22 protein-coding genes are annotated in these 24,732 nt (G+C 62.3%); 12 read left to right on the top strand and 10 right to left on the bottom strand.

Annotation, left to right across the window (positions count from 1 at the left end):
* Positions 1–12: 12 nt before the first annotated feature.
* The 6 genes from WH87_RS09650 to ubiE form a co-directional block, all read right to left on the bottom strand.
* The gene (locus WH87_RS09650; protein ID WP_046139329.1) at positions 13–738 is read right to left on the bottom strand and encodes a HesA/MoeB/ThiF family protein; all 726 of its coding nucleotides are present in this window, start codon (positions 736–738) and stop codon (positions 13–15) included.
* Positions 728–1,501 (bottom strand): DUF2259 domain-containing protein, encoded by a 774-nt coding sequence (locus WH87_RS09645; protein WP_082092605.1) that lies wholly within the window; start codon positions 1,499–1,501, stop codon positions 728–730. The genes WH87_RS09650 and WH87_RS09645 overlap by 11 nt, the downstream gene beginning before the upstream one ends.
* Positions 1,452–1,913 (bottom strand): dUTP diphosphatase, encoded by a 462-nt coding sequence (gene dut / locus WH87_RS09640; RefSeq protein ID WP_046139331.1) that lies wholly within the window; start codon positions 1,911–1,913, stop codon positions 1,452–1,454. Before dut ends, WH87_RS09645 begins: the two co-directional genes overlap by 50 nt.
* Positions 1,913–2,518 carry a hypothetical protein gene (locus WH87_RS09635; RefSeq protein ID WP_046139332.1) on the bottom strand — a complete coding sequence of 202 codons (606 nt, stop codon included), beginning with the start codon at positions 2,516–2,518 and terminating at the stop codon, positions 1,913–1,915. Before WH87_RS09635 ends, dut begins: the two co-directional genes overlap by 1 nt.
* Positions 2,519–2,558: 40 nt before the next feature.
* Positions 2,559–4,115, bottom strand: a complete 1,557-nt coding sequence (gene ubiB, locus WH87_RS09630; protein ID WP_052726463.1) for a 2-polyprenylphenol 6-hydroxylase — start codon at positions 4,113–4,115, stop codon at positions 2,559–2,561.
* Between the two features lie 130 nt (positions 4,116–4,245).
* Positions 4,246–5,010 (bottom strand): bifunctional demethylmenaquinone methyltransferase/2-methoxy-6-polyprenyl-1,4-benzoquinol methylase UbiE, encoded by a 765-nt coding sequence (ubiE, locus tag WH87_RS09625; RefSeq protein ID WP_046139807.1) that lies wholly within the window; start codon positions 5,008–5,010, stop codon positions 4,246–4,248.
* A 98-nt stretch (positions 5,011–5,108) separates the two neighbouring features.
* Here ubiE and mutM point away from each other — a divergent pair, with 98 nt between their 5' ends.
* From mutM to WH87_RS09585, 8 genes are all read left to right on the top strand, one after another.
* Positions 5,109–5,996 (top strand): bifunctional DNA-formamidopyrimidine glycosylase/DNA-(apurinic or apyrimidinic site) lyase, encoded by an 888-nt coding sequence (mutM, locus tag WH87_RS09620; RefSeq protein WP_046139333.1) that lies wholly within the window; start codon positions 5,109–5,111, stop codon positions 5,994–5,996.
* Positions 5,997–6,348: 352 nt separating this feature from the next.
* Positions 6,349–6,615, top strand: coding sequence for a 30S ribosomal protein S20 (gene rpsT / locus WH87_RS09615; protein WP_046139334.1), 267 nt, complete (start codon positions 6,349–6,351; stop codon positions 6,613–6,615).
* A gap of 889 nt (positions 6,616–7,504) precedes the next feature.
* Positions 7,505–8,956, top strand: coding sequence for a chromosomal replication initiator protein DnaA (dnaA, locus tag WH87_RS09610; RefSeq protein WP_046139808.1), 1,452 nt, complete (start codon positions 7,505–7,507; stop codon positions 8,954–8,956).
* Positions 8,957–9,083: 127 nt separating this feature from the next.
* Entirely contained in the window at positions 9,084–10,205 is a 1,122-nt protein-coding gene (gene dnaN / locus WH87_RS09605; protein ID WP_046139335.1) for a DNA polymerase III subunit beta, read from the top strand.
* Between the two features lie 264 nt (positions 10,206–10,469).
* Positions 10,470–11,588, top strand: coding sequence for a DNA replication/repair protein RecF (gene recF, locus WH87_RS09600; protein WP_046139336.1), 1,119 nt, complete (start codon positions 10,470–10,472; stop codon positions 11,586–11,588).
* 203 nt (positions 11,589–11,791) lie between these two features.
* Positions 11,792–14,245 (top strand): DNA topoisomerase (ATP-hydrolyzing) subunit B, encoded by a 2,454-nt coding sequence (gene gyrB / locus WH87_RS09595; protein ID WP_046139337.1) that lies wholly within the window; start codon positions 11,792–11,794, stop codon positions 14,243–14,245.
* A 352-nt stretch (positions 14,246–14,597) separates the two neighbouring features.
* Complete coding sequence (locus WH87_RS09590) at positions 14,598–15,620, top strand: LLM class flavin-dependent oxidoreductase (protein ID WP_046139338.1); 1,023 nt, start codon at positions 14,598–14,600, stop codon at positions 15,618–15,620.
* A gap of 217 nt (positions 15,621–15,837) precedes the next feature.
* Positions 15,838–16,563 (top strand): ankyrin repeat domain-containing protein, encoded by a 726-nt coding sequence (locus WH87_RS09585; protein ID WP_046173242.1) that lies wholly within the window; start codon positions 15,838–15,840, stop codon positions 16,561–16,563.
* Positions 16,564–16,640: 77 nt separating this feature from the next.
* Here the strand turns inward: WH87_RS09585 and WH87_RS09580 are convergent, their stop codons facing one another.
* Complete coding sequence (locus tag WH87_RS09580; protein WP_156458176.1) at positions 16,641–17,174, bottom strand: hypothetical protein; 534 nt, start codon at positions 17,172–17,174, stop codon at positions 16,641–16,643.
* Positions 17,175–17,272: 98 nt separating this feature from the next.
* Between WH87_RS09580 and WH87_RS09575 the strand changes: the two genes are divergently transcribed.
* Positions 17,273–17,590, top strand: coding sequence for a hypothetical protein (locus WH87_RS09575; RefSeq protein ID WP_046139341.1), 318 nt, complete (start codon positions 17,273–17,275; stop codon positions 17,588–17,590).
* Here the strand turns inward: WH87_RS09575 and WH87_RS09570 are convergent.
* Positions 17,587–17,925 (bottom strand): YnfA family protein, encoded by a 339-nt coding sequence (locus WH87_RS09570; RefSeq protein WP_046139342.1) that lies wholly within the window; start codon positions 17,923–17,925, stop codon positions 17,587–17,589. The genes WH87_RS09575 and WH87_RS09570 overlap by 4 nt on opposite strands.
* A gap of 283 nt (positions 17,926–18,208) precedes the next feature.
* On the opposite strand from WH87_RS09570, the gene WH87_RS09565 reads away from it, so the two are divergent.
* The gene (locus WH87_RS09565) at positions 18,209–20,764 is read left to right on the top strand and encodes a PBP1A family penicillin-binding protein (RefSeq protein WP_052726464.1); all 2,556 of its coding nucleotides are present in this window, start codon (positions 18,209–18,211) and stop codon (positions 20,762–20,764) included.
* 188 nt (positions 20,765–20,952) lie between these two features.
* Here the strand turns inward: WH87_RS09565 and WH87_RS09560 are convergent, their stop codons facing one another.
* A complete protein-coding gene (locus WH87_RS09560; protein WP_046139343.1) occupies positions 20,953–21,690 on the bottom strand; it encodes a M48 family metallopeptidase in 738 nt (245 codons plus the stop codon).
* Positions 21,691–21,888: 198 nt separating this feature from the next.
* On the bottom strand, positions 21,889–22,368 hold the full coding sequence (locus WH87_RS09555) for a DUF2852 domain-containing protein (protein WP_046139344.1): 480 nt from the start codon (positions 22,366–22,368) through the stop codon (positions 21,889–21,891).
* 145 nt (positions 22,369–22,513) lie between these two features.
* Between WH87_RS09555 and WH87_RS09550 the strand changes: the two genes are divergently transcribed.
* Both WH87_RS09550 and WH87_RS09545 read left to right on the top strand, forming a co-directional pair.
* Positions 22,514–23,827, top strand: a complete 1,314-nt coding sequence (locus tag WH87_RS09550; RefSeq protein WP_245622361.1) for an ActS/PrrB/RegB family redox-sensitive histidine kinase — start codon at positions 22,514–22,516, stop codon at positions 23,825–23,827.
* A gap of 219 nt (positions 23,828–24,046) precedes the next feature.
* Entirely contained in the window at positions 24,047–24,598 is a 552-nt protein-coding gene (locus WH87_RS09545; RefSeq protein ID WP_197410770.1) for an ActR/PrrA/RegA family redox response regulator transcription factor, read from the top strand.
* Positions 24,599–24,732: the final 134 nt, after the last annotated feature.

Below are 24,732 nucleotides of genomic sequence, written 5' to 3'. Positions count from 1 at the left end.
TTGGCAGCGAATTTACGAGTAACTGAACTCGGAAAAACGCGAGTCTTTGCCGTCATAGGTCAGCACTCGGCCAATCAGCGGCGTGCCGATGCCGGTGATCAGCTTGATGGCTTCCATCGCCATCAACGTGCCGATGACGCCGACCAGCGGCCCCAAAATGCCGGTGGCTTCGCAGCTGGGCAGATCGGCATCGTCAGCTTCGGCAGGATAGAGCGCATCGAAGGCGGGCCCGCCGGGGGCAAAAACGGTGACCTGGCCATCAAACATCGAGACGGCGCCAGAGACCAGTGGAAGCCCAAGTGTCGCTGCCGACGCCGCGACGATGCGGCGGGTGGCGAGATTGTCCGTGCCATCGAGCACGAGATCGTAACCCCCAAGAATTGCCCCGGCATTGTCTGCCGTCAGCCGCTCGGCATGAACCATCATCGCGACATGCGGATTGAGCGCAGCGACGAAACGCCCGGCGCTGTCGGCCTTGCTCACACCAACGCTCTCAGTGGTGTGGATCATCTGGCGCTGCAGATTGGAGAGCGAGACCGTGTCGTGATCGACCACCCCCAGCGTGCCGACCCCTGCTGCCGCAAGATAGGCGATGACGGGACTGCCGAGCCCCCCTGCCCCCACCACCAGTACGCGCGCTGCCTTCAGCGCCTGTTGGCCACCGCCGCCCATACCCTTGAGCACGAGGTGGCGGCTATAGCGGGTGATCTCGTCGCGCGAGAGCGGATCAGCGGCCAAGAGGAACCACCAGAAAGCGACGGTCGGGACCTTCAAAGCCATAGGAATAGGCCGAGATGATCGCGACGCCACGCTCGATGGACCAGCCGGGGAACGGCACGGCAACGCCATAGAGGCGATAGGTGACCGTGCAGCGGCGCGAGGCAGGCAGGGTCGTGTCGCGATGCAATTCGACCGTTTTGCCATCCTCGGTGAGGCTGAGCGCAAAGCCGCGCAGCGGATCGCCCTCGAAAGGCTGGCAATTGGCATTGGCCGGAATATCGAAGGTGTCGAGCTTGAGCTGATAGGCGCCTTGGGTCGAGCCGGGGCCCATATAGCCGATGGCGCCAAAGGCCAGCTCGCTGCCGTCATTGTCGGCCACACCATCGCCGATCACGGCCAAGAGGTCGGCGGGCTCACCGATGGCGTGCTTGGCCTGCAGAGGGGCGAACAATTCGGTCGCCTCGGCCCGCACGGCCGCCAGCGAGCGCTCCTCGGTTTCGGCCTGCACCTTGATGGGCGTGCCCTTGACCCATTGGTCCCTAGCGATGTCGATGAGATAGATATTGGCATAGGCAAAGCCTGAGCCGTCCTGGATGCCAAATTCCTCGAAGGCGAAATAGTCTCCGTCTTCGGAATAGCCCAACACATTGAGCGACGCCCGATCGCCCGCAAGCGTGGGCGCCGCCAGCGCCAGCACAAGGGCCAGCGCCAGCACGCAGATGCGGTGAAGCCTAGCGATGACCGGTTGAGCCGAAGCCGTTGCTGCCGCGTTCTGTTGCATCAAGTGCGTCCTTCACCAAAAACTGGGCGGCAGTGACGGGCGCAATGACCATCTGGGCAATCCGGTCGCCCCGCCGCACGGTAAAGGCATCCTGACCCAGATTGATCAGCGGCACCATGACCTCGCCGCGATAATCGGCGTCGATCGTGCCCGGTGCATTGAGCACGGTGATGCCAAATTTGACCGCCAGCCCGGAGCGCGGGCGCACCTGGGCCTCGTAGCCAAGCGGCAGCGCCATGGCAAAGCCACACGGCACCAGCGCGCGGTGGCCAGGCTGCAAAACCAGCTCGACACCCTCGGCAATCGCTGCCGTCATATCCATGCCGGCAGCGCTAGCGGTCTGCTGAGCCGGCACGGCCAGGCCCGTGCCATGGGGCAGCCAGACTAGGTCAATAGACAGTGGAGCCGTCATCACTTGACCCGCACGACGGCATAGATCTCGTCAGGCAGTTCGACGTCGCCCTTGATGAGATCGACAAAGGGGATGACCTTTTCGGCCGAGGTCTTGTCGGCGGACAGGGTCATATTGGTGTCGGTGACTTCAAGGCCCGAAAAGCGCAGCGTCATGGCATGGCCGGTAAAGAAGGCCTCCATCATCTGCATGCTTTCTTCGTCCATGTCCTCTTCGGCATTGATTGACGAGCGCATCTCTTCGGTCGGCAGCGCAACGCGCACAAGTCCGGGACCCGCAGAGGTGAACGTCACCGCCTGAGTATCATCGCCAAAAGTCAGGTCGGCGAAAGCGCCTTCCTCGGTAAAGACGCAGGTCGCGCTGCCGTCTTCGTTCTCGGTCAGCTCACCGTCTTTGCAGAAATCATCGTCCCCGGTTTCGGAAGCGTCCTGTTCCATGCCCTGCTTCATCAGTTCATAGATTTCCGACCCCATGATCTGGGTCACCGTGGCTTTGGCCGTGGTCTCGCTGGTGACTTCAACGTCGACACTGGCGTCGATGCATCCAGCAAGGGCGCCGCCGAGCAGCAGGGTTGCGGCAAGTTTGCCGATGATCTTGATGCCCATGCTTTGTCTCCCAGCAAGTTGGCGGCGTGTATGGGGCGCTTTAGAGCGCGGTGGTGAGCAGACGCCATAGCGCAGCAAGAAGGGTCGCGCCAGCGATGATGATCAGGCCCAGCAGCGCGCGACGCATCAGCTTGTCGCGAGGACGGTCCTTGTTGGCGTGATAGTCCGCGAGCGCCAGTTCGGCCTGCGCCAGAATGACCGGGACGCGGCTGGTGGCGTCAGTAAAGGCCTTGAAGCCATCCTTGATGTCTTCGATGCGGCCCAGGGGGCCTTCTTCCTTGCGCAGCCAATCACCCACAACAGGTTCGGCCACGGTCCAGATATCAAGGTTGGGATCGAGCGCGCGGGCCACGCCTTCCACCAGCACCATGGATTTCTGCAGCAGCACCAGCTCGGGCCGGGTCTGCATCGAAAAGAGATCGGTGATGGTGAACAGCTGCCCCAGGACGCGCGCCATCGAGATGTCGGACGCGGTGCGGCCATGCAGCGGCTCGCCGATGGAGCGGATCGCCAGCGCGAAATCGTCGACCGACTGATCCTTGGGCACATAGCCGATATCGAAGTGCCGCTCGGCCACGAGACGATAATTGCGTGTGATGAAGCCGTAGAGAATATCGGCGAGGAAGCGCCGTTCTTTGCGATTGATGCGCCCCATAATGCCGAAATCGACGGCAATCACGTTGCCTGTGCGCGGATCGGCGAAGAGATTGCCCGGATGCATGTCGGCATGGAAGAAGCCGTCGCGAATGGCGTGGCGCAGAAAGCTCTGCAGCAGCGTCGCCGCAAGCTTCTTACGATCGACCCCAGCCGCATCGAGCGCGGCATGATCGCGGATCGGGATACCGTCGACCCAGGTGGTGGTCAGAACGTTTTGGGCAACATGGTCCCAGCTGACATCAGGAATGACGAAACCTTCGTCGTCCTTGATGTTCTCGGCCATCTCGGAAATCGAGGCAGCCTCAAGCCGCAGGTCCAGCTCCAGTCGTGCCGAGCGGTCGAGCGTTTCGACCACTTCTGTGGGGCGCAGGCGCTGGGTGGATCGCACGAAACGCTCGGCCAGCCCCGCTGCCGCGTAAAAACTCTCGATATCGGACATGAAGCGGTCCGCCACGCCGGGGCGAAGGATTTTCACCGCGACGGTTCTGGAAAGACCAGACGCCGGACGCAACTTGGCACGATGCACCTGCGCAATGGAGGCCGCCGCGATCGGCGGGCTCATCTCGGTCAGTTCGGCCGCCTTGGGGCCCAGCGCCTCTTCGAGAATGGCCGGCACCAGCGCCGCATCGAACGGGTCCATGCGATCCTGCAGCCCCGCCAGGTCATTGGCGATGGCAGGACCAACAACGTCGGGGCGCGTGGCCAGTGTCTGGCCGAATTTGACATAGGTAGGGCCCAAAAGGTTCAGCGCCTTGGTCAGGCGTTCAACATGGCCGGTCTTGCGCACACTGGGCCGCTCGATCAGCCGGCCAAACCAGATACCGAGCCGGAGCGGCGCCAAAGCCGGCGGCAGCCCCTTGGTCGACACCATGGACAGCGCACCCTCGCGCGCCAACACATAGCCAGCCCGAGCCAAACGAAAATACGCAGAAATCAGCATGAAATGGTCTCGAAGCCGTCGGCACTCATCAGCAGGGCGTCATTCCCGCGAAAGCGGGAATCCCTCTTGCTCGACCGAAGGGAGATTCCCGCTTTCGCGGGAATGACTCGGTGGGCAGCCCGCACGCTCATCAAATCTTCCAGCCGGAGAACAGTGTCGCGATGTTGCCGGTGAAGGAGGTGTGCTTGGCGCGTTTGAAGCCGGCTTCGACGAGCATCGAGGTGAACAGGGCCGGGTTGGGGAACTTGCGGATCGATTCGATGAAGTACTGGTAGGGCTGGGAATCGCCGGTGACGACCTTGCCCATGGGCGGAATGACATTGTCGGAATAGGCGCGGTAGAACGCGTCAAAGCCGGGCACGTCGACCTGAGAAAACTCCAGCACCAGAATGCGGCCGCCGCGCTTGAGCACGCGATGGGCCTCGTTCAGCGCCTTCTGGATGCGCGGCACATTGCGAATGCCGAAGGCGATTGTGTAGGCGTCAAAGCTGTTGTCCTCAAAGGGCAGCTCTTCGGCATTGGCTTCAACAAAGCTTGCCTGGGCCGGATAGCGCCAGGATTTGGCGCGCTCGGCGCCGACGCGCAGCATGTCGGTATTGATGTCGGAGACCACCACTTCGGCATAACCGACCGAGGCATTGATGATGCGCTCGCCGATATCGCCGGTGCCGCCCGCCATGTCGAGCACGCGATAGGGGCGCGATCCGGTCTTGGGCGGCGCCAGTTCATTGACCATGGCGTCCTTCCAGAGGCGGTGAACACCCACGCTCATCAGGTCGTTCATCAGGTCATAGCGGTCGGCGACATTGTGGAACACGGCGTTGACCATGCTCTGCTTGTCGTCCATCGCCACGGTCTGCTCGCCGAAATGGGTTGTCTCGCGCGCCTCGGTCATGGCCATGCTCGTTTGCTGTTTAGCGGTTGGCGCGCACCATATAGAAGCGATATGGGCTTTGCCAATCGCGCAAAGCCGCGCAGGTGAACGAGGTTACTATGCCCGAATTGCCAGAGGTTGAAACCGTTCGACGGGGGCTGGAACCCTGGATCGACGGCGCCCGAATCGACAAGGTCACGCTCAACCGCCCCAATCTGCGCTTTCCCTTCCCCGAGCATCTGGCGGAAAGCCTTGAGGGCCAGACCATCATTTCGGTCGGGCGACGGGCGAAATATCTGCTGATCGGCCTCTCCAATGGCAAGACCGTGCTCAGCCATCTGGGCATGACCGGCTCCTGGCGCTTTGCCGAGCACGGCATCGACAAGCCGCCGCGCTATTACGAACCAGGCACCGAGCCCAAACATGATCATATGGTCTGGGACATTGATCACCCCAAGCATGGCAAAAGTCATCTGATCTACGCCGACCCGCGCCGGTTCGGGTTTATCGACCTCTATGATGACCTTGCAGACAGTCCCTACCTCAAGGACCTTGGTCCCGAGCCGCTGGGCAATGATTTCAACGCCGATGAAATGGCCGAGAAATTTGCCGGCAAGAAAAGCCCGATCAAGGCGGCGCTGCTCGACCAGCGGGTCGTAGCGGGGCTGGGCAATATCTATGTGGCGGAGGCGCTGCATCGCAGCCACATCCTGCCCACTGTGCTGGCAGGCACGCTGGTGACGGCCAGGGGCAAGCCCAAGGCGGCGCTGGAGGATCTCTCCAATGCCGTGCGGCAAGTGCTGATCGAGGCCATCGAAGTGGGCGGGTCGACGCTGCGTGACTTCCGCAATGCCGAGGGTGGATCGGGCTATTTCCAGCACCGCTTCGCCGTCTATGACCGTGAAGGCGAGCCCTGCCCGACGCCAATGTGCACAGGGACCATCGAGCGCATCGTGCAATCGGGCCGATCGACATTCTTTTGCCCGGTGTGCCAGAAGAAGCCTTAGAGCCCCAGGAGCCGGAAGGACAGCTCCAGCGTCCCCTCGCCCCTCATGGGAGAGGGACAGGGTGAGGGGTGCGGTGCCGGGGGAACGCACCATACTGCACCATCGGCCCCCTCACCCGGCGCTGCGCGCCGACCTCTCCCCTGAGGGGCGAGGTGGAAGAGGGCTTGCGGCTTGGCTGTAGCCTGGGGGGATGTGAAGAACCTCTCGTTCCCTGAATCCAGTTGACGCTCCCCGCCCCATCCCTTATAGACCGCCCAACTTAGCGGCATAGCTACGCCGCCGATTTCATTTTATTCCGGACGCTTGCACCCCTTGGGGGTCATTTGGCCGGTTGGACGCCAAGAGGACCGTTATGGCCAATACGCCTTCAGCCAAAAAGGCTACCCGCAAGATCGAAGCTCGCACTGCGATCAACAAGTCGCGCCGTTCGCGCGTCCGCACCTTCATCCGCAAGGTTGAAGAAGCGATCGTTGCTGGCGATCACAAGCTTGCCATGGAAGCCCTGGCTGTTGCGGCTCCAGAGATCAACCGTGCAGCGACCAAGGGCATCGTGCATGCCAACCTCGCAGCCCGCAAGGTCAGCCGTCTGAACAGCCGCGTTAAGGCTCTCAGCGCCTGATTGGCTGATACCGCGGCGCCGTTTTGGCAGCCAGCGACATAGATTGAATGGGCTCCCTCGGGGGCCCATTTTCTTTGGTCTGGTCGACAGCGGTTTTTCTTTCATGACAGTACCGAGTCTGTCTTGTGACGCTCGTTACGCCTCAAAGTCTATAAAAGTGCGCGCAACGTTTTTGCCGCACCGCCAGTGCTTTGCCGGTTACACCAGCGCGGTGAACGAGGCGCGACAAAGTCACCAGAGGGTCGAAAATATCCGTAGTGGAAATAAAATTTTTACCTCTTCCACCCCCTCTGTGACGGGAATCTGCGTTGAGTCACAGAGCCTTGGTTTGAGTGGATTTTGGAGCTAGCCGGAAGCAAAAAAGACATCCTCGGAGTCAACCCCCCATTTTGCAGATTCACGTGTTGCGGGGCCAAAACGCTGGCTCTAAAGTAATCTGGTCAGCAAGAAACGAGACGCCAAAAACGAGCGTCTGAATATGCTGGCAGGTCAAACCAATGGTCGTTTTCGGGACACCGAAAATGTTGGGGCGTTAGAACTAGTGAGAGTTGCGTTTGCGGCAGGTTCGCGTTTCGGACCTGGGGGACTGTAAGCCATAGGTCACACCGACCTGGTTCACGGCAAGATTTAGACGAGCTGCTGGCGGGATGAACCGCCGGGCAGAAGTAGTGCGCCCACAACGTTGGGGGCTGGGGGCGAAGCTTTGGCCAAATGGACAACAATGTCCAGGGACAGGGCGATCAGACAAACGCCGACTGGGCTTTGCGGACCAGTTGGCAGAACAGAAATGGGGCTATCAATGACGCGACAGGCGACCGCCGGGAGTGAAGACTGGGCAAGTGCCACCTCTTCCTCCACTCACTCGACCAACAAGGGCGAAAAACCTGTCATGAGCTCCACCGATTCTGCCGAAGGCCAGCGCGAACTCTGGAACCGTGTCCGCGCCCGTCTCAAGGCCGGTGTTGGCGAAGACGTGTTCGCCTCGTGGTTTGCCCGTCTTGAGCTCGAAGAGATTGTCGAAGACGTGGTGCACCTGTCGGCACCAACGCGCTTCCTGTGCTCGTGGGTCCAGTCCAACTATTCCGACCGGATGCTCGAAGCCTTCCGTCAGGACATGGAAGATGTTGCCCGCATTCAGGTGACTTTGCGCGTCAATGGCCAGGCCCGCCCGCGCCTTGCCCAGCCCGCTGCAGAACCTGTTGTCAGTGAGGCGCCAGCCGCGACCGCAAACGCCGCGCCCCAGGCTCCTGCGACCCCACGCCTCGTCCGCGATAATTCCGCCGCCAAGGGCGACGCCCTTGCTGGTAGCGCCATCGATGCGCGCATGACCTTTGATACATTCGTGCCCGGCGCGGCCAACGAAATGGCCTTTGGCGTTGCCAAGCAGATTGCTGCTGCCGCCGCCAACAACACCGTGACCTTCAATCCGGTCTACATTCACTCGACCGTGGGCCTGGGCAAGTCGCACCTGCTCAATGCCATCGCCCATGCCACCCAGCAGGCCGATAGCACCAAGAACATTGTCTATCTGACCGCCGACCACTTCATGTACCATTTCATCACCGCCGTGCAGCGCCAGTCCGCGCTCGGCTTCAAGGAATGGCTCCGCCGCGTCGACCTGCTGCTGATCGACGATATGCAGTTCCTGCAGGGCAAGTCGGCTACAGAATTCGGCCATACCCTTGGCACCCTTCTGACCGGCGCCAAGCAGGTTGTGGTGGCAGGCGACGCGCCGCCACGTGATCTCGAAATGCTGGACGAGCGCGTGCGCTCGCGCCTGTCGGGCGGTCTGGTCGTGCCGATCTCCGGCTTTGACATGGAGTTGCGCAAGTCCATCGTGCAGCGCCGCGCCGATCAGGCGACCGCGCGCTACGGCATGCACTTCCCCGCCCCCGTGATCGATTACGTCGCCCGCGCTGTCATCAGCCATGGCCGCGATCTCGATGGCGCGGTCAACCGCCTCGTCGCGGCCAACCAGCTCACCGGCGAGCTGATCACGGTGCCGCTGGCCGAAAAGACCCTGGGCGATCTGATCCGCAGCCGCGAAGCCCGTCGCGTCCGCATCGAAGACATCCTCAAGATCGTCTCGCGCCACTACAAGGTGCCGCGCAATGAACTGCTGTCGGCCCGTCGCAGCCGCGACGTGGTGCGTCCACGCCAGATCGCAATGTTCCTCGCCAAGGCGCTGACCTCGCGCTCGCTGCCCGAAATTGGCCGTCGCTTCGGTGGCCGCGATCACACCACCGTGCTGCACTCGGTGCGCAAGGTCGAATCGATGATCAAGGACGACGTCGAGCTGGCGCAGGAAATCGAACTGTTGAAGCGTATGCTCGAAGAATAGGGGTAAAATGGGCGGTGCGACCGCCCATGCCCTTGCCTTTGCGTCAACAAATTGTAAATGTCCAACCCCCGGCTTGCCGGGGGTTTTTGCTGCTTATGGCAGCGCGTAAGTGCCAGGGAAGATTTCGATGAAGGTTACGCTCGAACGCAATCATCTGCTCAAGTCGCTGAGCCATGTGCACCGGGTTGTCGAGCGGCGGAACACCTATCCGATTCTGGCCAACGTGCTGTTCAAGGCCAGCGAGGACAAGGTTGAGCTGCGCGCGACCGACCTGGACATCGAAGTGACCGAAGGCGTCCCCGCCATGGTCGCGACGCCCGGTACCACGACCGTTCCGGCCCATACGCTTTATGAAATCGTGCGCAAGCTCAGCGACGGCGCCGAAGTGCGTCTGGAGACCGATGGCGGCGAGAACATGGTTCTCACCTCCGGGCGCTCGCGCTTTAACCTCGCCTGCCTCAGCCCCGAAAGCTTTCCCGACCTCAAGTCGGGCAATTTCGGCCATGAATTCACCATGCCCGCCTCGGCGCTGCGTGAGCTGATCGAACGCACCCAGTTCGCCATCTCCAATGAAGAGACGCGCTACTACCTCAACGGCATCTATTTCCACACCGTGGACGTCAGCAATGTCGGCACCGTGCTGCGCGCTGTGGCGACCGATGGTCACCGCATGGCGCGCGCCGAGATCGACGCGCCCGCAGGCGCTGCGGGCATGCCCGGCATCATCGTGCCCAAGAAGACCGTTGGCGAAGTCCAGAAGCTGCTTGATGGCGCCGATGGCGACGTCAATGTGGAAGTGTCCGACACCAAGATCCGCTTCACCGTGGGTTCGGTCGTTCTGCTGTCCAAGCTGATCGAGGGCACCTTCCCCGATTACGATCGCGTCACGCCCAAGAACAACGACAAGCAGATGACCGTCGATCGCTCGAGCTTCTCGATCGCCGTCGACCGCGTCTCCACCATTGCTTCTGATCGCGGCGGCAAGGCCGTCAAGCTGCAGGCCAAGGATGGTCTGCTCGAGCTTTCCGTGACCAATCCGGATCACGGCACGGCAAGCGAAGAGCTGGCGGTTGAGTTCGACACCGATGGCTTTGAAATCGGCTTCAATGCCCGCTACCTGCTCGACATCATCGGCCAGATCCGCAGCGAAAGCGCCATCTTCATGTTCAACGACGCGGGCTCGCCCACGCTGGTGAAAGACGACGGCGAAACCCGCGCGCTCTACGTCCTGATGCCGATGCGCGTCTAGGCGGCGTCCCGCAGGGGAAATCGCTCCAGTGGAGCGATTTAAGTCGACTAGGCCCGGAGAGCTGCGCTCGCAGGGCCCGGGTGTGCCGCATAAGCGATTTCCCTTCTCTTTAAAAAGGCCCCCTCACCCGGCGCTGTGCGCCGACCTCTCCCCCAAAGGGAGAGGTGAAGGGGGCTCCGCGTTTTGGCATGCACCACCTCTCCCTTTGGGGGAGAGGTCGCCCGAAGGGCGGGTGAGGGGGCCTTTCCTCCACCCGATTACGCCATGATCCGCCACCTCTCCCGCCTGCGCCTCACCGCCTTCCGCAATTATGCGGCGGCGGCGCTCGATCTTGATGAGCGTCATGTGGTGCTGACCGGCCCCAATGGCGCCGGCAAAACCAACCTGCTCGAAGCGGTGTCCCTGCTCTCGCCCGGTCGCGGACTGCGCCGCGCCGCGTTCGATACGGTGCAGGCGCAGGGCTCGGACATTGGTTGGGCGGTGGCGGCGACTGTGGAAACCAATGATGGCCCCGCCGATATCGGCACCGGCGCTGCGCCCGGCGAGGGCGGCGGGCGGCGGGTCCGCATCAATGGCGCCAATGCGCGCTCGATTGAGGCGATGAGTGACTATCTGCGCGTCCTCTGGCTCACCCCCGCCATGGACGGGCTGTTCTCGGGCCCGGCAAGCGATCGCAGGCGGTTTCTGGACCGGCTGGTGACCACGCTCATCCCCAGCCATTCTGCTTCGGTCAACGACTATGAAAAGGCCATGCGGCAGCGCAATCGCCTGCTCGAGGACAATGGCGACAGTTCTTGGCTCAGCGCCATCGAGGCGCAGATGGCTGAACTGGGCGCATCGATCCATCTCGCGCGCACCGATAGCCTCACGCATTTGCAGGGTCTGATCGAACAAAGCCTTGATGATGCCAGCTTCCCGGCGGCCCATCTGGCGCTGACGCCGCTGTTTGAGGGCGGCGAGGAACCGTCGGCTTCAACCGCGCTCGAAACGGCGCTCGCTAGCACCTGGCAGCGCTCGCGCGGGGTTGATCGCGCCGCTGGACGCACCATATCTGGTCCACACCGCGTTGATCTCGAAGTGACCTACGCCCAAAAGGGCATGCCAGCCGCCTTGGGCTCGACGGGGGAACAAAAGGCCCTGTTGATCGGCCTCATTCTCGCCCATGCCCGCCTCGTCAAGCTGCGCACAGCGATCACGCCGTTCCTGCTGCTCGACGAAATCGCCGCTCACCTCGACCCAGATCGTCGCCGGGCGCTGTTTTCGGCGCTGGACGGGCTGGGCACGCAGTGCTTTTTGACCGGCACGGACAAGCTGCTGTTCGAGGCTCTCGGGCCCCGGGCACAGATGCTGACGGTCAGGGATGGGCGGGTTTACCCGGACTAAATTGCTGTGCCTGACCACGATCGGCCCTCCCCGCCGGGGCCACGGACAGCGTTGCGGGTGGAGCGATTTCCACGCTGGTCACAATACCAGCGCAAACAGGCGATGATTCCCCCGCAAACAGCCCTAAAAAGCCCATTTTGCTTGGGGATACACCCCCTATCCGCTAGAACTAAACCCTATAGAAACGACATGATTCGGACCCCATGACCGATAGCGAAAATCCCGTCCCGAACGAATACGGCGCAGACAGCATCAAGGTGCTGAAAGGCCTCGACGCGGTGCGCAAGCGCCCCGGCATGTATATCGGCGACACCGATGACGGCTCGGGTCTGCATCACATGGTCTATGAGGTGGTGGACAACGCCATCGACGAGGCCCTGGCCGGCCACGCCGACCTCGTGACGGTGACGCTCAATGCCGATGGCTCTGTATCGGTCGCCGATAACGGTCGCGGCATTCCGACGGGCATTCACAAGGAAGAAGGCATTTCGGCAGCCGAGGTCATCATGACCCAGCTCCATGCCGGCGGGAAGTTCGACCAGAACTCCTATAAGGTCTCGGGCGGCCTGCACGGCGTAGGCGTCTCGGTGGTGAACGCGCTCAGCCAGTGGCTGAAGCTGCATATCCGTCGCGACGGCGGCATCTTCGAGATGAGCTTCACCCATGGCGATTCGGATGCGCCATTGGCGCAGACCGGCACCTATGTCGAAGACAAGCAGCCCGGCACCTATGAAGGGCGCAGCGGCAGCACGATCAGCTTTTTCCCTTCGGCTGAAACCTTCACCATGGTCGAGTTCGACTTCAAGACGCTGGAGCATCGCCTGCGCGAGCTCGCGTTCCTGAACTCGGGCGTCCGCATCCTGCTCAATGACCTGCGTCATCCCGAGCCTGTCCATGTCGAGCTGTACTATGAGGGGGGCCTGGAAGCCTTCGTCAATTACCTCGATAAGTCCAAAGCCCCCGTCGTGGAGCGCCCGATCACCATGATCAGCGAGAAGGACGGCATCACCGTCGAAGTCGCGCTGCAGTGGAACGACAGCTACCACGAGAACGTGCTCTGCTTCACCAACAACATCCCGCAGCGCGATGGTGGTACCCACCTTGCAGGCTTGCGTGGTGCGCTGACGCGTCAGGTTGTCGGCTACGCGGAATCGAGCGGCATTTCCAAAAAGGAAAAGGTCACGCTCACCGGCGACGATACGCGCGAAGGTCTGACCTGCGTGCTGTCGGTCAAAGTGCCCGATCCCAAATTCTCCAGCCAGACCAAGGACAAGCTGGTCTCGTCCGAAGTGCGTCCCGTTGTCGAAAACATCGTCAACGAGAAGCTCGGCCAGTGGTTTGAAGAGCATCCCAACGAAGCCAAGATCATCGTCGGCAAGGTGGCTGAGGCCGCTGCTGCCCGTGAAGCTGCCCGCAAGGCGCGCGAGCTGACCCGTCGCAAGGGCGCGCTCGAAATCTCGTCCCTGCCCGGCAAACTTGCCGACTGCCAGGAACGCGACCCTGCCAAGTCGGAAATCTTCATCGTGGAGGGTGACTCGGCAGGTGGTTCGGCCAAGCAGGGGCGTGACCGCTCCAATCAGGCCGTGCTGCCCCTACGCGGCAAGATCCTCAACGTCGAGCGCGCACGCTTTGACCGCATGATCTCGTCCGATCAGGTCGGTACGCTGATCACGGCGCTCGGCACCGGCATTGGTCGCGAAGAGTTCAACGCCGACAAGCTGCGCTACCACAAGATCATTATCATGACCGACGCCGACGTGGACGGCGCCCACATTCGCACGCTGCTGCTGACCTTCTTCTACCGTCAGACACCGGAGTTGCTGGAACGCGGGCACATCTACATCGCCCAGCCACCGCTCTACAAAGCGATGCGCGGTCGGTCCGAACAGTACCTCAAGGACGAAGACGCGCTGAACGACTACCTGATCGAGGCTGGCCTTGATGAAGCGGTGTTCACGACGCGCGATGGCCACCAGCATGCCGGCCCCGACCTGCAGGCCATTGTGCAGCAGGCCCGCAGCATCGTCAGCGCTATCAACAACCTCAACACGCGCTACAACCGGAGCCTGGTTGAGCAGGCCGCTATCGTTGGCGGTCTGGACCCAGAGGGTCTCAATGATCCCGCCAAGATCGGCGAAGTGATGAACCGCGTGGCCAGCCGTCTCGACCGCATTTCGGACGAGTGGGAACAGGGCTGGAGCGGCGAAATCACCGATGCGGATGAGCTGGCCTTTTCGCGCACCGTGCGTGGCGTGGCCGAGCGTCACCTGCTCGACAAGCCGCTGCTGCAGAGCGCCGATGCGCGCAAGCTGCGCCTGCTGGCCGACCGCCTCGACGAAATCTATGGCGGCGTTCCCACGCTGACCCGCAAGGGCGACACTATCCCGATTTATGGGCCGTCGACATTGTTCAAGGCCGTCACCGATGCCGGCCGCAAGGGCGTATCGCTGCAGCGATATAAGGGTCTGGGCGAAATGAACGCGTCCCAGCTCTGGGAAACCACGCTCGACCCCAATGCGCGCACCCTGCTCAAGGTCGAAATCAACCAGACCGACGAAGCCGACGCGATCTTCACCGCCCTGATGGGTGACCTCGTCGAACCCCGCCGCGAGTTCATCGAAGAAAACGCCCTCAGCGTCAGCAACCTGGACGTCTAAGGCGTATCAAATCTTGCAACAGCCGGTCCCATGGGCCGGCTGTTTTTTTGTGCCCGTTCTTCCGAGCACTCTATTTTTTCAAGCGCTTGGAACCAAATGTAGGACAACAGCGTCATTAGATTGGGGCGCATCGCTAGCGATGGGGCTCAAGGGGCTGAGCGCTTTGCCCCCCAACGCGCTCGCCCCGTCTCTTTTTCCAGACTGGCCGCCTGAGCCGGGACCATCGTTCGCTCAGCAAGACCAGATCGTTGCGCCAATGCGGCTTTTTCTCGCCCCCTACAGACTATAGCTAAGGTGACAAGCCCCACGGGGCCCCGCCTTTGGCGGGTTATTCAAGCAACGGGTCCGTCACATGAAAAACATCGGCTTTCTGTCCTTTGGCCATTGGAGCCCTTCGCCCCAATCGGGCACGCGCAGTGCAGGCGACGCGCTGCTGCAGTCCATTGATCTGGCCGTGGCTGCCGAGGAACTGGGCGCCGATGGCGCCTATTTCCGCGTGCATCACTTTGCCCGCCAGCTCGCGTCGCCCTTTCCGCTGCTGGCTGCTGCCGGCGCGAAAACAAAAAAGATCGAGCTGGGCACGGCTGTCATCGACATGCGCTACGAGAACCCGCTCTATATGGCGGAAGATGCCGGCGCGGCCGATCTGATTGCCGGTGGTCGTCTGCAGCTGGGCATCAGCCGCGGCTCGCCCGAGCAGGTCATCGATGGCTATCGCTATTTCGGCTACGCCCCCGCCGAGGGCCAGACCGATGCCGATATGGCGCGCAGCCAGACCGAGGTTCTGCTCGAAGTGCTCAAGGGCAATGGCTTTGCCCAGCCCAATCCACGTCCGATGTTCCCCAATCCTCCCGGCATGTTGCGCCTTGAGCCCCATTCGGAGGGACTGGTCGATCGCATCTGGTGGGGCGCGGCAACCGACGCCACCGCCGTCTGGGCGGCCAAGCTGGGCATGAACCTGCAGAGCTCGACGCTGAAGTTCGACGAGAGCGGCAAGCCGTTCCATATCCAGCAGGCCGAGCAGATCCGCGCCTATCGCGCCGCCTGGAAGGAAGCTGGCCACACCCGCACGCCCCGCGTGTCGGTGAGCCGGTCGATCTTTGCCCTGGTCAATGACATGGACCGCGCCTATTTCGGCACGGGCCGCTCGGAGGAAGATCAGTTCGGCTATATCGAGCCGGAAAAGCGCGCCGTGTTCGGCCGTGGCTACACCGCCGAGCCAGAGCAGCTGATCAAGCTTCTGGCCGCAGACGAAGCCATCGCCGAAGCCGATACGCTGCTGCTGACCGTGCCGAACCAGCTGGGCGTCGACTACAACGCCCATGTCATCGAGAGCATCCTCAAGCACGTCGCCCCGGCCCTGGGCTGGCGCTAAGCCGAACCATCTGCCGACATCCCTCCACCCTTGCGCGGAGGGATGTCGGCAGAGCCTTGTCCACCCAAGCGTCGTCATTTTTGACTTGGGCTATCCATGTCAGCTTCTCGCCCGAGACAGACATCCGACTTCCTCACTGACACATCCCCACCATAGCAAGATCGTTTTAACTATCTGCTGGTGTAACAATACTGCTCAACCTTCCAGCTATGCTTTGATGTTTGAAACCGTCAAAGGACTTGGCATGTCGAAGTGGTTCATCGTCGCATTCCTGTTCGCGTGGATGTTGCTGCCGGTTGCTGCGGCGGAACCGACTGCCGACGACTACCTCATCACTGCCGTTGCCCAAGGCAACGCCGATGCCGTGGCGCGGCATTTGGATGACCCCGATACGGTCAGCAGGGAGCTCAACCCCGAATGCCCACCGGGTACGAGGTGCAAGCCGATCACTTACGCCGCTGAACAGAGTGATCCTACAATCCTGCGAATGTTGCTTGAGGCCGGCGCTGACCCCAATGGCACAAACTCAGTCGGTGACAATGGACTGATTATGGCGATCATGAGCGGAAATACTCGCGGGGTAGACATGCTGCTGGCGTTTGGCGCTGATGTGAATCAAGCGAACCGCTTTGGCATTTCCGCGTTGATCGGGGCGACCATGATGGGCGACTCGGTCCTGTTGGAAAAGTTGCTCTCCAATGGCGGAGACCCCAATACCCGGGCCCAGCCATCCGGCGGAGACGCCAACCAGTCCGTAGCCGGGCGCCCGCTGCTGTGCATCGCGGCGGAGGGCGGATATGTCGATGCCGTAGGGGTCCTGATTAGGCAGGGCGCGGCCCTCGACGCTCCATCCGGGGTGGGAGAAACAACGGCGGACTGCATCGAGGCCACCGGATCGACAGAAATGCTCTCGCTGCTCGGAAAGACGCCCGGAAACCATTAATGCGCCGAGATCAAGGGAGGGACAATGTGCGCTCCCAACGTCCGCTTATGGTGCAAGGCGGCATCACACCCTCCTCACTAAGGCAGCTTGAACCGCCCGCCCTCACAGCCGCTGGCCGTCCAATAGCCATCCACCGGTGTGAACTTGCCCGTGGCGCGCTGCTGGATCAGGGCTGCCAGTGCCATGGCGCGGCACTCATCGGGTCCGGCCACCACATGCACCATTTCATGCAAAATGGTCAGCTCGCGCAGGGCATCGGCGCCCTTGGTGAAAAACTGCGGGCACAGCACCAGCGTCACCACGCCCTGATTGGGCGGAATGCGGACAAAGGCGGCAAAGCGGCTGCACGAGCCTTTGCCGTCGCCCATTTCGGTTTTGAGCGTGACCGCGCCCTTCCAGTGGGATGAGGTGAAACGCTTGGCCAGAAGCGCATTACCATAGTCGTCGATATCCACGCCGAACTGGGTCTCGCCCATGCCGGGCAGCGCCCGCTCGAAGGTCTTTTGCGCCGCCCGAAACGCCTCGTCCAGCATTGCCTGTTGCTGGGCCATGGCCTTGCCAGAGAGCAAGAGAGCGACAGCAAGGCTGAGGGCGGCAAGCAGGCGCTTCATGCGGGCAGGCTCCATAAGTGCTTCACGCGTCTGACTTAACCGGCCATATTTGGCGCAACAATGTCGTGCATCACTGTGTGCTCAACGAGGCTTTGTCCATGAAATCCGCTCTCCTTGCCAGCCTGACGCTGACAGTTCTTGCCCTGCCTGCCCATGCCCAGGAAGCCGTACCGCTGCTGCGCGTCTATATCGACGCGCCCTATTTCTACGAAATCACGGCGCAAAAGCAGGATGGCTCGGATGAACGCACCCATGTGCTGCTGGTCAGTGTCGAGGGCAAGGAAGTCGGCTCGTCCTACGTGACCTACGATTGCGAAAACGGCGAGTTTGGCGAGGACGTGGTTCAGGAATGGACCGGCGGCGCCGACCAGTTCCTGCCCGCAGCCCTCAAGGCCTATCGCAATCTCAACTGCTAACTGGCGCGCGGCGCGAACAGGATAATGGCGGCCGCAACCAGAGCCAGTGCGCCGCCGGTCAGGTCCCAGCGGTCGGGTGTGCGGCCTTCGGCCAGCCACATCCAGAGTAAAGAGGCCGCGATATAGACCCCGCCATAGGCGGCAAAGGCGCGTCCGGCATGTTCGGCCGGAGCCAGCGTCAACAGCCACGCAAAGGTGATCAGCGCAGCAAGGCCTGGCACCAGCCAGAGCGGCGACTGTCCCTGTCGCAACCACGCCCAAAAGGCAAAGCACCCGGCGATTTCGGCGAGCGCTGCCCCGGCATAGATCATCGCTGTGGTGGCAAAAATGGGCATGGGAGGACATTCCTGATCAGGTTGAGGTCCCGCCTAGCACAATAAATGGTGCTCCGTCGCGCTTGTGGCGCAGCCGCCACAGGCTGGGCGGAACCGGCAAACCCCACATAAACCGGCCACAATTTATCCGGACAAGGGGGCATGGCCGCGTGGCTGACGCCTCGAAGGAGATGACGTCAACACGAGTCGGTCAGGATTGGCCTTCACCTACGCTAACCTCTTGTTCCCCAATGGCGCGGAACCGGGTAGAAGCGGCAAAAGGCACTTCTTCAGGGTTCGCTTGATGGACTTTCGCATTTCCGCCGATGACCGCGTTGGCGGACAGCCCAAAAAAGCCAGCAAACCGTCTGCACCCACCACCAAGGGTGGGCGGGTTGAACCCGTCATGGGCGCAACAACTGGCCTGTCCATTGGCGATGAACGCTCGAACCGCGTTGCACCAGAGCCCAAAGGCAATGGCGGCGGCGGCAAGCCCCCCAAAACCCCAAAGCGCGGCAAGGCCCAGCCTGCCCGTGGCAAAAAGCCCAAGCGCCGGTCGCGCACCGGCGGCTTTCTCATGGGCATCCTCTATTGGGGCTTCATTTTCTCGCTCTGGGGCGGCATCGCCGTTATCGGCGTCATCGTCTATTACGGCGCCCAATTGCCGTCGTCCAACACCTGGGCAATCCCTGACCGTCCGCCCAATATCCGCATTCTCGCGGCTGACGGCAGCCTGATCTCCAATCGCGGCCAGACCGGTGGCGAGGCCGTGACCTTCCGCGAGCTGCCCTATTATGTGCCCATGGCCATTGTCGCCAGCGAAGACCGGCGCTTCTTCACCCACTTCGGCGTCGACCCCATCGGTCTGCTCGCCGTGGCTGTGGAGTCGGTGCAGGCGCGCGGGGTGACGCGTGGTGCGTCCACCATTACCCAGCAGGTGGCCAAGAACCTGTTCCTCACGCCCGACCAGAATATCGGCCGTAAGGTGCAGGAAGCCATTCTGGCGGTATGGCTCGAGCAGAACTACACCAAGGAAGAAATCCTCGAACTCTATATGAACCGCGTCTATTTCGGCGCCGGTGCAACCGGTATCGAGGCGGCAGCGCAGACCTATTTCGGTGTCTCGGCGCGCAATCTGTCGCTGGGTCAGGCGGCCATGCTGGCCGGCATTCTGCCCGCGCCATCCGCCTATAACCCCAAGAACAATCCTGAACGGGCCAAGGAACGCCAGCGCCTGACGCTCAACTCCATGGCGCAGGAAGGCTATATTACGCGCGATGAAGCCTCGGCGGCGCAGATCAATCCCGACCAGACGGTGCGCACCCGCGTTGCCGGTTCGGAATCCTATGTGGCCGACTGGGTGGAAAGCCTAATGACCGCCTATATCGGCGACATCAGCAGCGACGTCGTGGTGCAGACCACCATCGACTTCAAGATGCAGAAGGACGCCGAGTTCATCGTCAAGGAAATGGTGGCCTCCGAAGGTCCCAAGCGCGGCTTCAGTCAGGGCGCCCTCGTCGCCATGGATGTGGATGGCAAAGTGCGCGCCATGGTGGGCGGCGTGGACTATCAGGCCAGCCAGTATAACCGCGCGGTCACGGCCAAGCGTCAGCCCGGTTCCTCGTTCAAGCCCTTCGTCTATCTGGCCGCCATGGAAAAGGGCTATACGCCCGACACTTTGGCCGAGGATGCCCAGTTCGACTACAATGGCTGGAGCCCGCGCAATGCCTCGGGCAAATATGCCGGCACCGTTACCCTGCGTCAGGGCCTGGCCTATTCGCTCAACACCATTGCAGCGCGCCTCGCCATCGACGTGACGCCAGCGGCCGTGGTCGATGTGGCCACCCGCATGGGTATTTCGAGCCAGCTGACTGCCGTGCCCTCGATTGCTCTGGGCACCCAGGAAGTGAACCTGCTGGAGCTGACCAGCGCCTATGCACCCTTTGCCAATGGCGGCATCGGCGTCATTCCAAATGTCATCACCAAGATCGCCGACGTGCAGGGCAAAGTGCTCTATGAGGCCTCGGACGCCGGTCCTGGCCGCGTCATTGAACCCCGGGTGCTGGCGGAAATGAACGACATGCTCAAGACCGCCGTCGAGGTGGGTACGGGCAAGTCGGCCAGCGTGGGCAAGTGGGAATTTGCCGGCAAGACCGGCACCACCCAGCAGGCGCGCGACGCCCTGTTTGTCGGCTATACCTCGGCCATGGTCACCGGCGTCTGGCTGGGCAACGACAATGACACCAAGACCACGCTGTCGGGCGGCAACGTGCCGGCGGCAATCTGGACCCAGTTCATGACCAAGGCCCATGCCGGCAAGGACCCGCGTCCGATCCCCGGCGGCAGCTATGACGGCCAGATCGTGCCCCAGCATGTCATCGACCCAACGACCGGGCAGGTGGTGATCGACCCGACCACGGGCCAGCCGCAGGTGCAGTATGTCGACAGCGCCACCGGCATGCCGGTGCAGTCCAACCAGCCGATCCAGACCGGCCCGATGGTCGATGGCAATACCGGCCTGCCCGCCGGTGGCACCATTGTTGATGCCAATGGCAACCAGATCGACCCGACCACCGGCATGCCAACGGGGCAGATCATCGTTGATGGTCAGGCCTTCGATGGCGCCACCGGCTTCCCGATCCAGCAGGAGCAGCAGCAACTCGTTGCGCCGCAGGCCCCGATTGACCCGAATACCGGAATGCCCATGGTGATCGTGATTGATCCGGCCACCGGCCAGCAGGTCTGGGCACCAAGCGCTCCGGCCCAGATGCAGCCCCCGGCCAATGTCGGCCAGCAGCAGCCAGTCTACCAGGAGCCAGCCCGCCAGCGCACGCTGATGGACCTGATCTTCGGCAATTGATGTGTGAAACACCGGGTGCCCAGCATCCGGTGTTTTTCTTTGGGGCTGCCCCCGCTCGTGCGTAAGAACGGATGGACGAGATGAGACCTCATCCTGAGCCCGTCGAAGGACGAGGTCGGTGAGTGCGGACTTCTCCACGCACACGACCGACAGGCTCACCCTGAGGTCTTGAGGCGGGGGGGAGCCCCCTACCCACCATGCGCCATCAACTGCCGCCCATGCGCCTTGAGCCAGGCGCGGCCACGGTCCATATCGGGCAGCGTGCGCGTGACCGTGGCCCAGAACGCCGGCGAGTGGTTCATTTCGACCAGGTGAGCCACTTCGTGGGCCGCCACATAATCGAGCACAAAGGGCGGCGCGAGGACCAGCCGCCAGTTGTAATTGATATTGCCCGATGACGAGCAGGAGCCCCAGCGGCTGGCCTGGCTGCGCATCTTGATGGTCTTGACCACCACGCCCAGTCGCGCCGCGTGGATGGCAGTGCGCGCCACAAGATCGGCATGCGCCTCATCCTTGAACCAGTCCGTCAGCCGCCGCGCCGTGTGTTCCGGTGCGCCGGGGACCAATAGGGTCGGCACGCCATCGATCTCGGTGACTTCCACCCGCCCCCGCAGCTTGCCGGTCCCGACAATGGCGTGATCGACGCCGCGCAGCGGTACCACGCCGCCATCGGAAAAACTGGCAGCGGTTGGCGCGCGATGGATACGGGCGGCCAGCCAGTTGCGATGGCGATGAAGGAACCCCTCCGCCTCAGCCCATTTGCCATGCGGCGGCAGCGTCAGCAGCGGGCCACCGCTATGGGGAATGGACAGGCGATAGCTCTTGGCCCGCGCATTGACGCGCACGGTGACCGTCACCGGCTCGCCATCGATCTCGATCACCGTCGAGGCTGGGATTTTCGGCTTGGAGCGGAAAAACAGGTTCATGGGCACCCGAAGAGGGAATCGCAGGGACGAGCATAGCGGGAAAGCCGGGCTTTGACTCCCCACCCCAGCCGCGCGCCGCGATCACAAAACAAAAATGGCGCCCTTGGGAGGACGCCAGTTCAGTCGTGGGAAACGACCGGCTCAGGAGAAAGGTCAGGCCGCGCTTGGGGGCTTATGCGCGGCCTGTAAATAGCTGGGTCAGCTGTTATTGTTGCCCCAGCCATTGTTGTTGTTCTGATCGCCATTGTCTGGCTTGGGCTCATAGCCCTGGCGCGAGCCGCGGCGTTCATTCATGAAGCGATCGAATTCTTCACGATCCTTGGCCTTGTTGAGGTTGGCCATATATTCGTGGAAGGCGTCGATTTCGGCGTCGAGGCGGGCGCGTTCTTCTTCAAGACGGCGCAGCTGTTCAGCGCGGTAATCGTCAAAGGCTGCATTGCCGCTCGAATTGGACGCGTAGCGGTGTGCGCCAAAGCCATGACGGCCCTTATTGGACGTGCACCAGGCCTTGCCCTGATTGAAGTAGCGCTGTGCCTTTTCAGGCGAGCCGCCGAACTTTTCGCCCCAGAGGATATAACCTAGGACGGCTAGGCCAAGCGGCCAGAACGTGATGAAGCCGATGACCATGAGACCGATGGTGAGCGGCGACCATTGAGGTTTGATGATTGCTGTGTTCATTTCGTTGCATTCTCCCAGTCACGATGAGCCTAATTTGGCCCCGTTGCGGACAGGATCAAGAATGTGCCCATCACTTTTTTGGTCTTGAAATGAAAAACATGATCCCCATACGACACGGGCGATTGCGCATAATGAAGGCTCCCTCATGACCATGACCCAGGCAGATGGCCTGCCCTTGCCCTCCACCTGGCGGCCGCTGCGGCTGGAAACGCTGGTCCTGCTGCGCTGGCTGGCCGTGGGCGGACAGGCCATTGGCGTGCTGTTTGTGGCCTTTGGACTGGGCTTTCCGCTGCCACTGATGGAATGCTTTGTGCTGATCGCCATCTCGGCGGGGCTCAATATCTGGCTGGTGGTGCGCTTCGGCGCGGCCCATCGCCCCTCCTCGACCTTCACTGCCAGTCAGGTGGTGTTCGATCTCTGTCAGCTCGGGGGCCTATTGGCGCTGACCGGGGGGCTGGAGAATCCGTTCTCCCTGCTGCTGCTGGCGCCAGTTTCGGTGTCCGCGACAACCCTGCCGCGCCGCGTCACCGTGGCGGTGGCCGTCCTTGCGGCCATCATCGCCTCGGTCCTGTCGGTCTGGCACCTGCCCCTGCCCTGGGATCCCAATCAGCGGCTGGTGTTCAATCGCATCTATGTGATCGGCATCTGGGTCTCGATCATCTGCGGCGTGGTGTTCATCTCTGCCTATACGATGCGCGTCGCGCACGACGCCCGCCAGATTGCCGACGCCTTGGCCGCGACCGAGCTGGCCCTCTCGCGCAAAGAGCAGCTTTCGGCGCTGGATGGTCTGGCCGCTGCCGCCGCCCATGAGCTGGGCACGCCGCTCTCCACCATTGCCCTGGCCGCCAAGGAAATGCGGGCCGAAGCCGAGCCGGGCAGCGATCTGGCCGACGACGTCGAGTTGATCATCGCCCAGGCGGCGCGCTGCCGGGCGATCCTGGCCAAACTGCGCAATCTGGGCAATGAGGGCGGCGACCCGTTTGCGGCCGTGCCACTGACTGACCTTCTGGCCGAAGTCGCTCGCCCGCATGAGGGCCGCGGCAAGGCCATCCTGTTCTATTCCGAAAAAACCGCAGGCGAGCCGCCGGTGTTCAACCGCAGCGTGGGCCTGCTCTATGGCCTTGGGAACCTGATCGAGAATGCCACCGAATTTGCGCGCCAGACGGTCAAGATCGAAGCCAGCTGGGATCGTGAATCCGTGTCGGTGGCCATCACCGATGACGGCCCCGGCTTTGCGCCCGAACTGATCGCGCGACTGGGCGAGCCCTATCTCACCAGCCGCCCCCGTGATCCGCAGGGCGCCGACGCCCACAAACCGGGCGGCCTTGGGCTCGGCATCTTCATCGCCAAGACCCTGCTCGAGCGCAGCGGCGCGCGGCTGGCCTTCGAGAATATCGACAGCCATGGCAATGCCCAGGTCCGCATCGTCTGGCCGCGCAGCGCGGTGGAGGCGGCGTAGGGCCGGCTGCCACCACCATCACCGCGTCATTCCCACGCAAGCGGGAATGACGCGGTGACCTCGGGCCCCCGTCAGCATCTCATCGCCTGAAATAATCTGCTGCCTGTGAGGATATGTCGCCTACCCACAAGGGGGTCCTGCCCCCTATCAGGGGGAGGCTAGGAGGGGGTATCCCACGCAAATTTTGACCTTTTCGCGTCAAGGCCCTAAATGACACCCATGAGCACGATCGAAGATCTTCTGGCCAACGACCCAAGCCTGCTGCTTGTCGATGACGACGCGGCATTCCTCTCCCGACTTGAGCGCGCCATGGCGCGCCGCGGTTTCGATGTTCGCATCGCCGGCTCGGTCGCCGATGGCCTTGCCGCCGTCGCCGAACGTCCGCCCGCCTATGCGGTGGTCGACCTGCGACTGGAAGACGGCAATGGGCTTGAGGTTGTCTCTGCCCTCCACACCAAGCGCCCCGATGCGCGCGCCGTGGTGCTGACCGGCTATGGCAACATCGCCACCGCCGTCACTGCGGTGAAGCTTGGCGCCGTGGATTACCTGTCCAAGCCCGCCGATGCCGATGACGTCATCAACGCGCTGCTGGCCACCGGCGAAGAAAAGCCCGAGCCGCCCGAAAACCCGATGTCCGCCGACCGCGTGCGTTGGGAACACATCCAGCGCGTCTACGAACTCTGCGACCGCAATGTCTCGGAAACAGCCCGCCGCCTGAACATGCACCGCCGCACCCTGCAGCGTATTTTGGCCAAGCGCGCGCCGAAGTAAGACTTGGGGGCACCCACCGGATCGTCACTCTCGGGCCTGACCCGAGAGCGTTTGCAATCCCCCAAAGACCTCATGGTGAGCCCGTCGAACCACGAGGTCGCTGAAGTGGAGCGTTCGGCATACCCCGACCTCGT

Source organism: Devosia epidermidihirudinis (assembly GCF_000971295.1).
In the GTDB taxonomy this organism is placed as follows: Bacteria; Pseudomonadota; Alphaproteobacteria; order Rhizobiales; family Devosiaceae; genus Devosia; species Devosia epidermidihirudinis.
Note: the sequence above shows the minus strand (reverse complement) of the source record. Positions and strands in the feature narration are given on the sequence as shown.

What these genes read in the sequence shown, in the direction of transcription:
- WH87_RS09645 (WP_082092605.1), bottom strand. Translation starts at nt 1,501, where the DNA reads ATGCAACAGAACGCGGCAGCAACGGCTTCGGCTCAACCGGTCATCGCT.
- dut (WP_046139331.1), bottom strand. Translation starts at nt 1,913, where the DNA reads ATGACGGCTCCACTGTCTATTGACCTAGTCTGGCTGCCCCATGGCACG.
- WH87_RS09635 (WP_046139332.1), bottom strand. Translation starts at nt 2,518, where the DNA reads ATGGGCATCAAGATCATCGGCAAACTTGCCGCAACCCTGCTGCTCGGC.
- ubiB (WP_052726463.1), bottom strand. Translation starts at nt 4,115, where the DNA reads ATGCTGATTTCTGCGTATTTTCGTTTGGCTCGGGCTGGCTATGTGTTG.
- ubiE (WP_046139807.1), bottom strand. Translation starts at nt 5,010, where the DNA reads ATGACCGAGGCGCGCGAGACAACCCATTTCGGCGAGCAGACCGTGGCG.
- mutM (WP_046139333.1), top strand. Translation starts at nt 5,109, where the DNA reads ATGCCCGAATTGCCAGAGGTTGAAACCGTTCGACGGGGGCTGGAACCC.
- rpsT (WP_046139334.1), top strand. Translation starts at nt 6,349, where the DNA reads ATGGCCAATACGCCTTCAGCCAAAAAGGCTACCCGCAAGATCGAAGCT.
- dnaA (WP_046139808.1), top strand. Translation starts at nt 7,505, where the DNA reads ATGAGCTCCACCGATTCTGCCGAAGGCCAGCGCGAACTCTGGAACCGT.
- dnaN (WP_046139335.1), top strand. Translation starts at nt 9,084, where the DNA reads ATGAAGGTTACGCTCGAACGCAATCATCTGCTCAAGTCGCTGAGCCAT.
- recF (WP_046139336.1), top strand. Translation starts at nt 10,470, where the DNA reads ATGATCCGCCACCTCTCCCGCCTGCGCCTCACCGCCTTCCGCAATTAT.
- gyrB (WP_046139337.1), top strand. Translation starts at nt 11,792, where the DNA reads ATGACCGATAGCGAAAATCCCGTCCCGAACGAATACGGCGCAGACAGC.
- WH87_RS09590 (WP_046139338.1), top strand. Translation starts at nt 14,598, where the DNA reads ATGAAAAACATCGGCTTTCTGTCCTTTGGCCATTGGAGCCCTTCGCCC.
- WH87_RS09585 (WP_046173242.1), top strand. Translation starts at nt 15,838, where the DNA reads ATGTTTGAAACCGTCAAAGGACTTGGCATGTCGAAGTGGTTCATCGTC.
- WH87_RS09580 (WP_156458176.1), bottom strand. Translation starts at nt 17,174, where the DNA reads ATGAAGCGCCTGCTTGCCGCCCTCAGCCTTGCTGTCGCTCTCTTGCTC.
- WH87_RS09575 (WP_046139341.1), top strand. Translation starts at nt 17,273, where the DNA reads ATGAAATCCGCTCTCCTTGCCAGCCTGACGCTGACAGTTCTTGCCCTG.
- WH87_RS09570 (WP_046139342.1), bottom strand. Translation starts at nt 17,925, where the DNA reads ATGCCCATTTTTGCCACCACAGCGATGATCTATGCCGGGGCAGCGCTC.
- WH87_RS09565 (WP_052726464.1), top strand. Translation starts at nt 18,209, where the DNA reads ATGGACTTTCGCATTTCCGCCGATGACCGCGTTGGCGGACAGCCCAAA.
- WH87_RS09560 (WP_046139343.1), bottom strand. Translation starts at nt 21,690, where the DNA reads ATGAACCTGTTTTTCCGCTCCAAGCCGAAAATCCCAGCCTCGACGGTG.
- WH87_RS09555 (WP_046139344.1), bottom strand. Translation starts at nt 22,368, where the DNA reads ATGAACACAGCAATCATCAAACCTCAATGGTCGCCGCTCACCATCGGT.
- WH87_RS09550 (WP_245622361.1), top strand. Translation starts at nt 22,514, where the DNA reads ATGACCATGACCCAGGCAGATGGCCTGCCCTTGCCCTCCACCTGGCGG.
- WH87_RS09545 (WP_197410770.1), top strand. Translation starts at nt 24,047, where the DNA reads ATGAGCACGATCGAAGATCTTCTGGCCAACGACCCAAGCCTGCTGCTT.